Origin of the sequence: Pseudophaeobacter sp. EL27, from assembly GCF_900313025.1 — a bacterium.
GTDB lineage: Bacteria > Pseudomonadota > Alphaproteobacteria > Rhodobacterales > Rhodobacteraceae > Pseudophaeobacter.
This window is the reverse complement of the sequence record NZ_OMPQ01000003.1, coordinates 1-13634: the sequence shown is the minus strand read 5'-3', so window position 1 is coordinate 13634 and position 13634 is coordinate 1. Positions and strand designations below refer to the sequence as shown.

The following is a 13634-nucleotide window of genomic DNA, read 5'->3' as shown; positions in this document are numbered from 1 at the left end:
AKCAGGGCGAATGGCCCGGCTATAAGACCCGCGCTGATGAGTACGTGGCCTATAAGACCAAACTCGAGGCGCTGGAGGCGCGGCTGGTTGAGCTGCGCAAGAAGCCGCAGGCCAGTGCCGCTACGGATGAGCTGGCCTCCTGTGATGGCTATCTGCGKCAGGCCGCGACCCAGGGGGCGGCGCGTGATTACAAAAGCGCGCTGGACAGTATCACCGCAGGCGATGCGGCAGCCGATGTGGCGCAGAACCTGATCGAGATGCGCGCCGAACTGGCGGCGCTGAAAAAGGAGGATGTGCTGGCGGCGGTTGATAAGGATGTGGTGGCCGCCTTTAAGAACTACGACGAACTGGTCAGCTATGTCGCGGGCAAGGATGATGGCGCCTTTGCTACCCTGCGGGCGACGGCGGCAGCCGAGGCCCAGAAGGGCCGTGATGCCTCCCTTGGGGCAAGCCCCGATCTGGACCTGGTCCGGAGCCATCTTGGCACCGCCATCACCCAGCTCGAAGCGATCCTGGAACGGGTGGCCTGCAAGGCCAGCTTTACCAGCCAGCGCGCCGCTATTCGGCCTGCAGTAGAGACTGAACTAAAGGATGGCAGCGCCGCCAATGACAGCTGTCTGGACAGTGAACTCCTGGCGATCAACGCGCTGCTCAGCGCGGCAGATGCGGCCGCCAAGGCACCGGGGCTGGATTTTGGCACCGGGCTGGCAAAGCTCACCGAGGCGCAGCCCCTGGTGCTGGCCGCGCGCAAGAAACTGGCGCGCTATGTCGAGGCCACGCCGCTCAAGGCCCAGTTGGCGGCCTCCAAACGACGTCTCATCCGCAGCCGCGACCGGGCGCTGACCTTTACCAATCCGATCGATGCCCAGGAGAGCCTGCAGATCGAAGTGGATAAGATCGACGGGTTTCGCACCAAGTTTGATACCGATTGGGCGGCGGGAAAATATGACGCGGCCCTGGCCAAGCTGAAGGCGGATGCCAAACGCGGCACCGCCTATGAAACGGAGCGCAGCGACTATGTGAAGACCATCCAACGCCGCAAGGAGTGGATCTATGATGATGAGGTCAATATTGCCGGGGATCCGCTGGTGCAGAAAGAACGCGATGAGATCGCCGCCGCCAAGGTGAAGATCTCGGAGCAGTTGCAACAGCGCCTTTTTAAGGTGGCGGCCAAGACGGTAAATGACGAATCCTGGGCCATTGATCGTGGCAAGGACATGCTGGCGGCCCGCACTGCCTATGAGCCCAAGCGTCTGGCGGCGGAAAATGCGGTCAAGGAGGCCGAGGCGGAATATGCCAAGCTGGCGCAAAACCCCGCCCTGGGGGATCGGGTGGCGGCCCTGCGCAAGCGCTATAGTGATCACCATGGCACGACGGCGGTGCCCGGCCGGGCCTTTGCCACGGCGGCGCCGGCCATGGATCAGCTGGTCGCGGATTGCGCGCCGGTGATTGCCGCCTGCAAGGATCACAAGCGCTTTGAGGCGAGCTGCAAGGCGGCAGCCGCCAAGATCCAGCAGGTCAAGGATCATGCGCAGGCCAAATATATCGCCCCGCTGATTGCCCGGCTGGAGGGCAAATATGCCAATATGATGGAGCTGGCGGCGCAGGGGCGCATGGGCCAGGCTCAGGCCCTGTTGGATGTATTGCCACAGGACTGCGCCGATGCTCTGGTGGCGGCAGCAAACAGTGCTGCCCTGGCCGGGATCGGCAGTGATCTCGAGGGTATCGAAGACGCGGATAGTGCCGCCATCACCGAGGCGGTGGAAAAACTGCGGGTGGTCTTTGATGCGCTGAAATGGGAGAGCGAGGCAGAATATGCCAAGACCCTTGAGGCGGCGGAAAATCAGGTTGATGCCATCGAGGCACAGCTGAAAACAGAGCCTATAGCGGCAAAAGCGGCGCTGCTCGAGGCGCTTGTGGCCTGCGAGGCGCTGCAGGTGGAGATCAGTCATCACAAACAATTGGATGAATTGGCAACCCGGGTCATAGCCCGCATCACCGCCAAGACCGCGGCCTTTGCCAAATATGCCATCATCCAGGAGGATGGTGAGGCGCTGAAGGCTGAGGTCACGGCGGCGCTGAAGGCGGCGCGGGGGGGCGGTGATCTGACCGCGGCCAGCGCTGCAATCGAGGCGGTGATGGACCGTCACCACGCATTGCTGCTGATGGCCACGCGTCATGATCAGCTGATGCAGGATTGCGACGCCCTGGAGGCGCAGCACAAGACCCTTATGGGCAGCGCCCATCGCTATGCCATCCGCGCGGATCTGGAACAGCTTGCAGGCGAGATCCAGCAGGCCCGCACGGCGGCGAACAGCCGCGATCACGACAGCGACGAGGCCCATGTCAAAGCGGCCAAGGCGCGGGCGGTGGATGCCACGGCCAAGGACAAGATGGCGGGCAATGTGGCGCCGGATCCGGCCAATATCAAATCCATCCTTGAACGCCCCGATGGCGACAAGCAGCTTGATGAGATGATCAAGGGGCTGGATGCCTCGGCACAGCGCAAAGTGCTCAAGGTGGCCTTTGAGGCAAAATTCGGCTGCAAGCTCAATATCTACATCGATGCCAGCGGCACCGATGGCAGTGGCAATGCCCGCGACCGCAACGCGCCGAGCAACCTGCGCGCGGCGGATGCCAAGAAGGGCCCCAATATCCGCCGCTTCTACGAGGTGATGTCGGTGCTGCCGCCCAAAGACACCCGCGGCAATGAGTCGATGAAGATCTTTGGCTATGAGGATGTGAAGGGGCAGAAGGGCTCGGTCTATTCCGGCGGCGCCAAGGCGGTGGTGATGCGCGAAGGCGATGCCAATCTCAGCGGTGTTTACGGCTTTGGCCGCCCGCATGAGGTCGGCGAGGTCGATGAGAATTGCAAACCGGCGGACCAGGAGCAGGTGGATTTCTTCTCCTGGAACACCCTGCACGAGGCGGGCCATGCGGTGGATGACCAGCGCAGCTTTATGAGTGGGGTGGCGGATAATGCCGCCTATGGCGGCTGGCAGGAACATGGCAAACATATCAAACCGGCGGCCGATGCCATTGCCGGTCACTACCAATATGACGCCACCTATGTGGCGCAGTATATCACCAATGCCTCTGCCACCCTGGCGCTGCCGGAATGTCCGGAAAATACCGACCCAGAGGTCTGGGAACGGCGCCGCAGCCAGGCCTGCGCCCATGTGGATATGGCCCGGGCAGGCAACAATCCCTGGGCCAGTTCTGCCATTGCTGGCAAGCTCAATATCGGCGGCCGGGTCTATCATGAAAGCTATGACACCGGCAGCTGGAACAGCTATGCTTTTGCCGCCCGCAAACAGGCGATCACCGGCTATCAGTTCCGTGCTCCGGGGGAATGGTTCTCGGAACTCTATGCCGCATATCACAGCAAAAAACTGAAAGCGCAGCATCCGGCCGTTGCCTGGCTGGAAAAGCTGGTGTGAGGGGGAAATAACGATGTCACTTTTTGTTCCGATGAACCTGACCTGCCCTGAATGCGCCGAGGTGTTTACCTCTGAGGCAGTGGGCAGCGTCAATGCCGACCGCCGGGCGGATCTGCGCGACGAGATCCTGGCGGGGCGCTTTCAGATCATGCGCTGTAGCGCCTGCGCCCATGAATTCCGCCTGGAGCCGGATTTCAACTATCTGGATGTGGGGCGCAGCCAGTGGATCGCCGCCCTGCCCGCCCGCGCCCTGCGCGACCATCTGGAGATCGCGGCGGAAAAACAGGCGGTGTTTGATCTGAGCTATGGCAGCCAGGCGCCCGCCGCCGCTCAGAGCGTTGGTCAGGGGCTGCAGCAGCGCCTGGTCTTTGGCTGGCCGGCCCTGCGCGAAAAGCTGGTATTGGCGGAGAATGGCCTGGATGATGTGATCTGGGAGGTGGCCAAGCTGGACCTGCTGCGCAGCCTGCCCGAGGCGCCTCTGGGCGAGGGGGTGGAGCTGCGCCTGATGGGGGTGAGCGGGGATCTGCTGGACCTGGCCTGGATCCGGGCAGAGAGCGAAGAACATCTGAATGATTTTCAGGTCGAGCGGGGGCTTTACGACGGCATCCTTGCCGCGCCGGCCCCCTGGGCGGCGGTGCAGGCGCTTTTGGGCGCCAGCATGTTTGTCGATATTCAAAAGCTGTTCATGGGGACCGGTGAGGATGCGGCCTGAGCGCCTCTGAACGCGCCTGTTGCCTGCCTGTTGCGATCCCGCCTGCGCTGGTATCGCGGGCCGGCTCTGTTACCCTTGGCGTTTCAGGGGCAGCCCCTGGCTGGGGAACAGCCGTGCGGTGGCGGCGCGCTCTGTCAGGGGCGGGCCGTCAAAATAACCCTGCAGATAATCGACGCCGCAGGCTTTCAGCAGCTGGCGGTGGGCATCGGTTTCAGCCCCCTCGCCGGTGACCCGCATGCCCAGGGCATGGCCCAATTCGGCAATGGCGCCGACAATGGCACGGGTTTCCTCGGATTCCGGCAGTTTAGAGACAAAAGCCGCATCGACCTTGATCTTGTCGACCGGGAATTTCTGCAGATAGCTGAGCGAGGAATAGCCCATGCCAAAATCATCCAGCGCCACGGTCACCCCCAGCTCCTGCAGCGCCTGGATTTCGCGCAGGGCGGACTGACCACTGGCCAGCACCACGGTTTCGGTGATTTCCGCCTCCACGGCTGAGGCGGGGCAGTTGGTCTCAAACAGGCAGTCATTGACAAATTCATCAACCTGGGCGCCAAAGAGTTTTGGCGAGAGATTGACCGCAACCCGGCCCTGAAAGCCGGCCTCATGCCAGCGCGCGGCGGCCCTAAAGGCCTGGGTCATCATCTGGTAGGTGAGCTCGCGGATCAGCCCGCAATCCTCGGCGATGGGAATGAACCCGGCCGGGGAAACTGTGCCCAGCTGGCGGTGGTGCCAGCGCGCCAGGGTTTCAAAGCCGATCACCTCGCCGCTGGCCAGATCGGTCTGCACCTGAAACACCGGCCGCAGATCCCCCTGCGCCAGAGCCCGGCGCAGCTCACCTTCCAGCAGGCTCTTGCGGTTGATTTCGGTCTCCAGAGTTTCGTGGAAGATCTCCACCATGCCGCGGCCACCGCGTTTGGCCTCATAAAGCGCCAGATCGGCGCGGCGGATCCCCTCCGAGGGCTGGGCCTGAGGCCCCGACAGGGTGGCGATGCCTGCTGACATGCCGGTATGCAGCACCTGGCCTGCAACCTCCTGCGGCTGGGCCATCTCTGCCACCAGACGGTTGGCGATATTGGTCAGCCGGTCCTGGCTGTCGGCGCCCTTGACCAGAATGGCAAATTCATCGCCGCCAAGCCGCGCTGCCATGACATAGGTGCTGGCGCAGGATTCAAACCTATGCGCCACCACTCGCAACAGCTCATCCCCGGCCGGGTGGCCCAATGTGTCGTTGATCTGTTTGAAATGATCCAGATCGGCCAGCAGCACCGAGACCTCTTCGCCCTCCTGCTGCAGCCAGGTCGCCAGGGTCTGCTCCATCAGGCGGCGATTGGGCAACCCGGTGAGACTGTCATGCTCGGCCAGAAACCGCACCCGCTCGGCCTGACGCGCCTGGTCCGAGTGATCCGAGGCCAAGAGCATCGAACCCAGATAAGACCCGCGCTCATCCCGGATGGGACCACCGCGCACCAGCAGATTGAGCTCATGGCCCGACAGGTTATGGGTGGTGGTGGCCTCAAAGGCAAAACTCTCGTTGTTCCGGATATGGGTCTCCGTTTGCGCTGCCAAATCCGCGGGCAACCAGGATTTCAGGTTCAGCTGCCGCCCGATCTGGGCATCGCCAAAGAACAGCTCCCCATTGGGGTTACAGAGCACCACCTTGCCGGTTTCATCGGCCAGCACCACCCCGTCCCGGGTGGATTGCAGGGCGCGCCGGATGCGTTTGGACTCGCGCCGCGCGCTTTCATTGTCCTGGGCGCGCAGCTCGGCGAGCTCGCTGTCCTTTTCATGCAGCTGATGCAGGGCCTGGGCGATCAGGCCGATTTCATCGCGCCGCTCGCGCCCCGGGATGACCCCGTCAAAATTACCATTGCGCATGGCGGTAAGGGTCTGGGTGATCTCTCCGAGCGGCCGGGACAGGTGCGACAGCGCCAGGGTGATGATCAGGGCAATGGCCATCAGCACCAGGGTGGAGATCGTCAGATGGCTGAGGACGGCGGTGTGCAGCGGCTCTGCCATGACGGAGATCGGCAGGGCGATTTGCAGATACCCCAGATCATGCGTCTGGTTGCTGCCGGTATAGGTGATGCGCTGACTGGCCTGCAGATCATCCGCAGCCGGGCTGTAGCCGGGGGTTTGCTGGGCAAAGATCTCGGCGCCACTGGCGTCAAAGACCTGCACCTGGGCCACCCGCCCTTCGGCGAGGATGTCCCGGATCAGCGTCTGGATCTGAACCGGATCCTCATGGTGCATTGGCTGCGCCAGGGCGGCGGCGGTAAAGCGCAGCATCAGATCGCGCTCCTGCTCCAGAGCGGTGAGGAAGACTTCTTTATGATCCAGCACTTCATGGGCAATGCTGAAACATTGAATGAGGAAAACCGGGATCAGCATGCTGATCAACAGGCGGCTGCGAAAGGAGATATGGGGCAGATGCATCATGGCTGCGCTGCCCGCAGTCTGTGTCGCTGTCTCTGGCGCCGACCTGGCAGCGCGCCCGGGGGCGCCTGTTCATCCTGGATGGGGACAGGCTGGAGAACCAAGGTCGGCTGGGGCGCGAGCGCAATGCGGCGGGCCCTTAGGAGCCAGTTTCCTCTGCGTGGAGCTGCCCCTGCATGCGACACAGCGAGGGCAGCAGTCAGAAAGCGGATAACCCACATGGCATGCGTCCCTTTTGTTAAAACCTGCAGGCGGAGTGTGACAAGAGATCGTTAAGGCCGCGTATGACTGCCCCCGCAGCAGAGCCTGTTTGGGGCAGGTTTTGGTCTCATTGCGGTATTGAAAGTCGAAAAATTTACATAAAACCCTGGCTCTATGCCGGGCCCGTGCCGGGCTGCCTGGGGGCTGTGATCTGTCTCTTTGTCGGTTGCGAGGGAAAGGCTGCTATAGATGGCTATACATGGGCGCATGAATGGCCTATACGCGGCCAATTGCTGCCGGGGCGCCCTGCCCTTTTGTGCGGCAGCCCCGGTTTGGCCTCCGCCCCAATAGAAAAGCAGATCACCTTGAAACAGACATTAGCTCTGGCGCTTGAGCGCCGTGGATACGCCTCTTTGACCCCCGTACAAGAGGCGGTCTCCGACCCGGCCCTGGCTGGGGTCGATCTTTTGGTTTCGGCGCAGACCGGTTCGGGTAAGACCGTGGGTTTTGGCCTGGCCATTGCCGATACGATTTTGGGCGAAGAGGATAAATTTGCCCCCGCCGCGACGCCGCTGGCGCTGGTGATTGCCCCCACCCGCGAGCTGGCGATGCAGGTGAAACGTGAACTCGCCTGGCTCTATGGTGAGGCCGGTGCGGTGATGGCCTCCTGTGTTGGTGGCATGGATATGCGCGATGAGCGCCGCTCCCTGGACCGTGGCGCCCATATTGTGGTGGCAACACCGGGACGTCTGCGCGACCATATCATGCGTGGCTCCATCGATCTGTCAGAGCTGCGCGCCGTGGTGCTGGACGAGGCCGACGAGATGCTGGATCTGGGTTTTCGCGAAGACCTGGAGTTCATTCTCGGCGAGAGCCCCGATGAGCGTCAGACGCTCTTGTTTTCGGCCACCGTGCCGCCTGCCATTGCCGGGCTTGCCAAAAGCTATCAGCGCGATGCCCAGCGGATCTCGACTGTGGCCGAGAAAAGCCAGCACAGCGATATCGAATATCAGGCCATGTCGGTCTCGGCGCGCGATGATGAAAACGCCATTATCAATGTGTTGCGCTATTTTGAATCGCCCAATGCCATCGTGTTCTGCAACACCCGCGCCATGGTCAACCGGCTGCTGAGCCGCCTGTCCAACCGGGGCTTCTCCGTGGTGGCGCTCTCGGGTGAGCTCTCCCAGGCCGAGCGCTCTCATGCGCTGCAGGCGATGCGCGATGGTCGCGCCCGGGTCTGTGTGGCGACGGATGTGGCGGCGCGCGGTATCGATCTGCCCAATCTGGATCTGGTGATCCATGCCGAGCTGCCCAATAGCCATGAAACCCTGTTGCACCGTTCGGGCCGGACGGGTCGCGCTGGTCGCAAGGGTGTCAGCGCCCTGGTGGTGCCGCCAAAATCGATACGCAAAGCCGAGCGACTGCTCAAGATGGCCAAGCTGCAGGCGACCTGGGACAATGCCCCTTCGGCTGAGATGATCAAGGAACGTGACGGCGAGCGCATGCTGGCGGATCCGGCCTGGTCTGAAGCGCCAGAACCCCGCGAAGAGGCGATGGTTGCCAAGCTGGCGGAAGAATTCAGCCCGACCCAGCTGGCTGCGGCCTATCTGCGCCTGTGGAATGCAGGTCGCTCTGCCCCCGAAGAGCTCTCGGCGGCCAATGCCAAGCCTGAACCGCGGGCGCCTTTTGGCCCCAGCACCTGGTTCTCGATTGCCACCGGGCGCGACCAGGGCGCAGATCCGCGCCGCCTGCTGCCCATGCTCTGCCGCGCCGGTGACATCACCAAGAGCGACATTGGCGCGATTCGCATCCAGTCCGGTGAGACCTTCGCCGAGATCCGCGAGGCCCAGGTTGAGGGCTTTTTGAAATCCATGGGATCCGAGATGGTGCTGGATGACGGCACCAAGGTGACCCGTCTGGCCACCCCGCCCAACATCCCCGCAGGCCGGCCTTCCGGTGGCCCGCGCAAATCCGGCGGCCCCCGCGAGGGCGGTTACAAGGATAAGAAACCCTATGGCGGCGACAAGCCCCGTGACAAGCCGCGCGGCCCGCGTCCTGATGGCGATCGTTTTGAACGCCCCGAGCGCAAAGAGCGGTCAGAGCGCCCCCGTCACAAGGCAGAACCCCGCGAACCCAATGCGGTGGTGAGCGAAGTCAGCCCGCGCAGCAAACCGAGTGGAAAACCGGCAGGTAAGCCAAGTGGTAAGCCCGCAGCAAAAGCGGCGCCAAAATCTGAGAGCAAGCCGAGCTATCGCGCTGGTGCAGGCGATCCTGGCAAGAGCTGGCGTAAGGACGACGCTGGCAAACCCGGTGGCAAACGCAGTGGCTCCAAAGGCCCACCACCGCCAAAGGGCAAAGCCAGCAGCAAAAAGAACCGCGCCCGCGTGGCGGAAGCCAAAGCCAGCAAGGGCGGTGGCGCCAAGCCGCGGCGCCCCAAGGCCTGATGGTGAGAAACCTCTGCTAAAGAAAAACGCCGCTGGGGGAACTCCCTCAGCGGCGTTTTGGTTTGGACAGGAGGGGGGCTCTGCCCCCACGGCCCTCAGGGCCGCTCCCCCGGGATATTTACAGCCAAATGAAGAGTGGGCGTCAGGTCTTCATTTGGCCAAAAGTATCCTGGGGGTGAGCACCTTGGTGCGAGGGGGCAAAGCCCCCTTCTGGCCGCTAACTGGTGGCGGATTGCACTGCAGCGGCGACCTCGGCGACGGTGGCGGTGAGGAGGGCCTCATCCTCGCATTCCGCCATGACCCGGATCAGTGGTTCGGTGCCGGATTCACGGATCAGCAGGCGGCCTTTGCCTTCCAGGGTGGCTTCGGCGGTGCGGATTACGGCCTGAACCGGAGTGGCTTCCAGTGGGGTCTGGCCCAGGGTAAAGCGCACGTTTTTTAGCAGCTGCGGCACCGGGTCGAACTGGGAGAGCAGCTCTGAGGCGGGCCGGCCGGTTTCGACCATGGCGGCGAGCATATGCAGCCCGGCCATCAGCCCGTCACCGGTGGTGGCGTGATCGCTCATCACGATATGGCCGGATTGCTCGCCGCCCAAGTTAAAGCCGCCTGCGCGCATCCGTTCCACCACATAGCGGTCGCCAACGGCGGTGCGTTCCAGGTGCAGCCCCTGGCCCGCCAGGTGGCGTTCAAGCCCGAGGTTCGACATCACGGTGGCGACCAGGGCATTCCCGGTCAGGGTTCCGGCCTTGGCCCAGCGACCTGCCAAGAGCGCCATCAGCTGATCGCCATCGGCCACGGTGCCACTCTCATCGATCATGATCACCCGATCGGCGTCGCCATCCAGGCAGATGCCGACATCGGCGCCATGGGCAACCACCGCCTCGGCGGCGGTCTGCGGCTGGGTCGAGCCACAGCCCAGGTTGATATTGTGACCATCGGGGGAAACCCCCAGCGGCACCACCTCGGCGCCGAGTTCCCAGAGGACTTCGGGGGCGGTGCGGTGGGCGGCGCCATTGGCACAGTCCAGCACCACCTTGAGCCCATCGAGACGAATGCCCCGCGGCAGCGAGGATTTCACCCGCTCGCCGTAGCGAAACCGGGCGTCATCAATGCGTTTGGCATGGCCGATGTGCTGGGCCTGAGCTGGCTCTACGCCGGCCTCAATCAGGGCCTCAATCTCCAGCTCGGCCTGATCTGACAGCTTGAACCCATCAGGGCCAAAAAACTTGATGCCGTTGTCTTTGGCCGGGTTGTGACTGGCGGAGATCATCACCCCGAGGTCAGCCCGCATCGAGCGGGTCATCAGACCCACAGCCGGCGTTGGCACTGGCCCCAGCAAGAGCACGTTCATACCCGTTGAGGTCAGCCCAGCGGTGAGGGCGTTTTCAAACATATAGCCGGAAAGCCGGGTGTCCTTGCCGATCACCACCCGGTGCACGCCCCCGGCCTCGCGGCGGAAATAGCGCCCTACGGCGGCGCCGATGCGCAGCGCCATATCGGCGGTCATTGGATGGATATTGGCGGTGCCCCGGACCCCGTCCGTTCCAAATAATTTGCGCATTTAAATATGTCCCATAAATGTTGGTCAGTGTCAGTGCTGCAGGGCCGAAGTCTCTGGCGATGGAATGCAGCAAGCCGAATGCAACATCATGTTTGCCCTCTTGGCGAATCCTATAACCTGTCCTCTGGGCAAGGCAGAAGACAGTAAAAAGGCGGGTCTAGGACAGGTCCGCCTCTTGATATTCCCAACCGATCAAATACCAAGCTTCTGACCATAAAGCAGATTTTTAGAGCTTGGATTTACGGCGTTTGCTCCAGAAACCGTCAAAGTTAGGGGCTGGTTGCCGTTGTGATTGTACCGGTTGTGCCATCTTCGTTGGTGATGGCAATGGTGACCACGGCAACGCCAATGGCCGCCGCGCCTACGCCAGCGATACCTGCACCAGCACCGCCTGCTTGGTCACGGATGGATCAACGCCAGCAAGCGCGTCGTCAGTGTTTTCCACTGCAAAGGCTGCAGTGGTTGTTGCTGCGGTCAAAAGCAGGGCTGCAAAGATCTCTTTCATAATCCAAATCCCCCTTGGAATTCTACTTGGGGACACTCTATGCGCCCGCGCAGGAAAATTCAATGTAAGCCATAGGAGGGAATTGCTTGACGAAGGGTTTTTAGGCGAAACTCAGCGTGAAAATCCTGAACCTGTGGCACAGATACCTAGTTTGAGAGGTCGCGAATACGCAGATAACCGATCTCCGGGCCGGCCCATTGCCGTGATTTCCAGACCTTTTGATTTTGGGAATCGACCCAATGGTCATTCAGGACCACGGTTTTGCGCCCCGTTTCGGCGCGGCCTTCGCAGTGTTCCTGCAGATGCCGGGTGGAATAGAGGCGCTCGTAGATTTCCAATCCCTGTGACCCGAGGTCGGTGATTTCGCAGGCCAGGGTGACAACCTGCTCCTGGTTGTTGCCACTGCGCAGATGGTAGCGGCGCTGACCGCCACGGGCGGGTCCGGCAATGCCGTTCTGCACCGGCACGCTGGCGGAAATCAGGTTTCCGGCTAGGCCGCGGGTGGCGATCAACATGCCATTGCGAAAGGCCAGGGCACTGTTGTCAGCAGCGCTCCAGGTGGTGATCTCGCCGGGCAGGTCATCACGGCGGGCCAGCAATGGCGCCAAGACCCAGATCATTCAGCCCGGTGACAAGCTCACTCTGCGGATTTGGGACAGCAGCGACAATTCCCTGCTCACCTTGATTGAACAGAAAATGGTGCAGCTGCAGGATGTGCGGGTGGCGGCCAATGGCACCATCTTCATGCCCTATGTGGGCAATGTGAACGTGCTGGGGCTGACCCCGGATCTGGCGCGGGAAAAACTGCAAGACGAGCTGGAGAGCATCGTGCCTGCGGCGCAGCTGCAGTTGGATATGGCCGAGGGGCGCAACAACTCGGTCGATCTGGTTTCTGGCGTGGCCCGTCCCGGCACCTATCCGATGCCCAACCGCAATTTTTCGGTGATGGGGCTGATTTCCATGGGCGGTGGCATCTCTGCCGGGCTCAACAATCCGCAAATCCGGCTGGTGCGTGGTCACCATATCTATGGCACCTCGGTGGACAATCTGCTGACCATTTCCAATATCATCGGCAACTTCTTTGGGGTCTTCAGTCGCGCCTGCATCCTGTAACCCACATTCCGTAACAGCTTCAGAGCCAGTGCTGGGATATGCGGGCCGGGTCGCAAGGCCGGTGGCCTCGGAGACGATCTCAATAAAATTGCGCAGGTCGGCATCGCGCAGATCCAAGGTCACCTGGGCACGCAGAGGCTGCGCCAGGGGGAGCAGCATAAGAATCCCTGCCCCGATCCAAAGACGGGGAGCCCCCCCTGCAGTAACGCCTCCGCAGCTAGTGCAGCAGGCGTTCCAGATAGCGGCCGTAGTCGTTTTTGGCAAAGAGCTTGGCGCGCGCCTCAAGCTGGTCGCGGTCAATCCAGCCCTGCTCAAAGGCGATCTCCTCGAGGCAGCCGGTTTGCAGCCCCTGGCGGTCCTGCAGGGTGCGGACAAAATTGCCGGCCTCCAGCAGCGAGCCATGGGTGCCGGTATCCAGCCAGGCATAGCCCCGGCCCATGGTTTCCACCCGCAGGGCCTCTTCGTCCAGATAGCTCTGCAATAGATCGGTGATCTCCAGCTCACCGCGGGGAGAGGGCTGCACTGCCCGGGCCCGCTCTGGCGCGGAGCCATCGAGGAAATACAGCCCGGTCACCGCGTAGTTTGACGGTGGGATCTGCGGCTTTTCGATGATCTCGCGGGCGCGGCCACCTGCATCAAAGGCCACCACCCCGTAGCGCTCGGGGTCCGCCACGTGATAGCCAAAGACGGTGCCACCCGCTGGCTGCTGATCCGCCGCGGCCAGCAGCTTGGGCAGACCATGGCCAAAGAAGATATTATCCCCCAAGACCAGCGCCGAGGGGGCGCCATCCAGGAAATCTTCGGCCAGGATAAAGGCCTGGGCCAGCCCATCGGGGGAGGGTTGCACCACATAAGTGAGGTTAACGCCCCATTGGCTGCCATCGCCGAGGGTGCGTTTGAACTGCTCCTGATCCTGCGGCGTGGTGATCAGGCAGATTTCGCGGATGCCAGCCAGCAGCAGGACCGAAAGCGGATAGTAGATCATCGGCTTGTCATAGATCGGCAAGAGCTGTTTCGACACTCCCATGGTAATGGGGTAAAGCCGGGTGCCGGACCCGCCTGCCAGAATAATGCCTTTTCTCGCACTCATGACGCCTCTCCTAAATCTTTCAAAATATCCGCTAAACCGACCCGCCAATCAGGCTGATCAATACCAAAAACAGTCTCTAACRTAGGGCAATCTACGCTTGAGTTCAGTGGTCTCACGGCAGGTGTCGGATAG

Annotated in this window: 9 protein-coding genes and 1 pseudogene; 4 read left to right on the top strand and 6 right to left on the bottom strand. The window is 62.1% G+C overall.

What is annotated here, in order from left to right; genetic code table 11:
• Positions 1-3440 (top strand): hypothetical protein (locus ED661_RS01900; RefSeq protein ID WP_162930001.1); only part of this gene is annotated, 3440 nt, incomplete at its 5' end.
• 13 nt (positions 3441-3453) lie between these two features.
• Complete coding sequence (locus tag ED661_RS01895; RefSeq protein WP_254054740.1) at positions 3454-4152, top strand: CpXC domain-containing protein; 699 nt, start codon at positions 3454-3456, stop codon at positions 4150-4152.
• 69 nt (positions 4153-4221) lie between these two features.
• Here the strand turns inward: ED661_RS01895 and ED661_RS01890 are convergent, their stop codons facing one another.
• A complete protein-coding gene (locus tag ED661_RS01890; RefSeq protein ID WP_122072276.1) occupies positions 4222-6591 on the bottom strand; it encodes a bifunctional diguanylate cyclase/phosphodiesterase in 2370 nt (789 codons plus the stop codon).
• A gap of 563 nt (positions 6592-7154) precedes the next feature.
• Here ED661_RS01890 and ED661_RS01885 point away from each other — a divergent pair.
• Positions 7155-9233: a DEAD/DEAH box helicase gene (locus tag ED661_RS01885; protein ID WP_254054739.1), complete on the top strand. Its 2079-nt coding sequence runs from the start codon at positions 7155-7157 to the stop codon at positions 9231-9233.
• Between the two features lie 217 nt (positions 9234-9450).
• Here ED661_RS01885 and glmM read toward each other — a convergent pair whose 3' ends face one another.
• The 3 genes from glmM to ED661_RS01875 all read right to left on the bottom strand — a co-directional run bounded on the left by glmM (position 9451) and on the right by ED661_RS01875 (position 11907).
• Positions 9451-10794, bottom strand: a complete 1344-nt coding sequence (gene glmM / locus ED661_RS01880) for a phosphoglucosamine mutase (RefSeq protein ID WP_122072274.1) — start codon at positions 10792-10794, stop codon at positions 9451-9453.
• 361 nt (positions 10795-11155) lie between these two features.
• Entirely contained in the window at positions 11156-11299 is a 144-nt protein-coding gene (locus ED661_RS21790) for a hypothetical protein (protein ID WP_162930000.1), read from the bottom strand.
• 146 nt (positions 11300-11445) lie between these two features.
• The gene (locus ED661_RS01875; RefSeq protein ID WP_162929999.1) at positions 11446-11907 is read right to left on the bottom strand and encodes a YjbF family lipoprotein; all 462 of its coding nucleotides are present in this window, start codon (positions 11905-11907) and stop codon (positions 11446-11448) included.
• Between ED661_RS01875 and ED661_RS01870 the strand changes: the two genes are divergently transcribed.
• A complete protein-coding gene (locus ED661_RS01870; RefSeq protein ID WP_254054738.1) occupies positions 11858-12412 on the top strand; it encodes a polysaccharide biosynthesis/export family protein in 555 nt (184 codons plus the stop codon). The genes ED661_RS01875 and ED661_RS01870 overlap by 50 nt on opposite strands.
• Before the next feature lie 217 nt (positions 12413-12629).
• On the opposite strand, the gene rfbA is transcribed toward ED661_RS01870, so the two are convergent.
• A complete protein-coding gene (gene rfbA, locus ED661_RS01865; RefSeq protein ID WP_122071894.1) occupies positions 12630-13502 on the bottom strand; it encodes a glucose-1-phosphate thymidylyltransferase RfbA in 873 nt (290 codons plus the stop codon).
• Positions 13499-13634: pseudogene (locus ED661_RS01860) on the bottom strand (NAD(P)-dependent oxidoreductase); the annotation flags it as partial. The gene rfbA and the pseudogene ED661_RS01860, both read right to left, overlap by 4 nt.

What these genes read in the sequence shown, in the direction of transcription:
- ED661_RS01895 (WP_254054740.1), top strand. Translation starts at nt 3,454, where the DNA reads ATGTCACTTTTTGTTCCGATGAACCTGACCTGCCCTGAATGCGCCGAG.
- ED661_RS01890 (WP_122072276.1), bottom strand. Translation starts at nt 6,591, where the DNA reads ATGATGCATCTGCCCCATATCTCCTTTCGCAGCCGCCTGTTGATCAGC.
- glmM (WP_122072274.1), bottom strand. Translation starts at nt 10,794, where the DNA reads ATGCGCAAATTATTTGGAACGGACGGGGTCCGGGGCACCGCCAATATC.
- ED661_RS21790 (WP_162930000.1), bottom strand. Translation starts at nt 11,299, where the DNA reads ATGAAAGAGATCTTTGCAGCCCTGCTTTTGACCGCAGCAACAACCACT.
- rfbA (WP_122071894.1), bottom strand. Translation starts at nt 13,502, where the DNA reads ATGAGTGCGAGAAAAGGCATTATTCTGGCAGGCGGGTCCGGCACCCGG.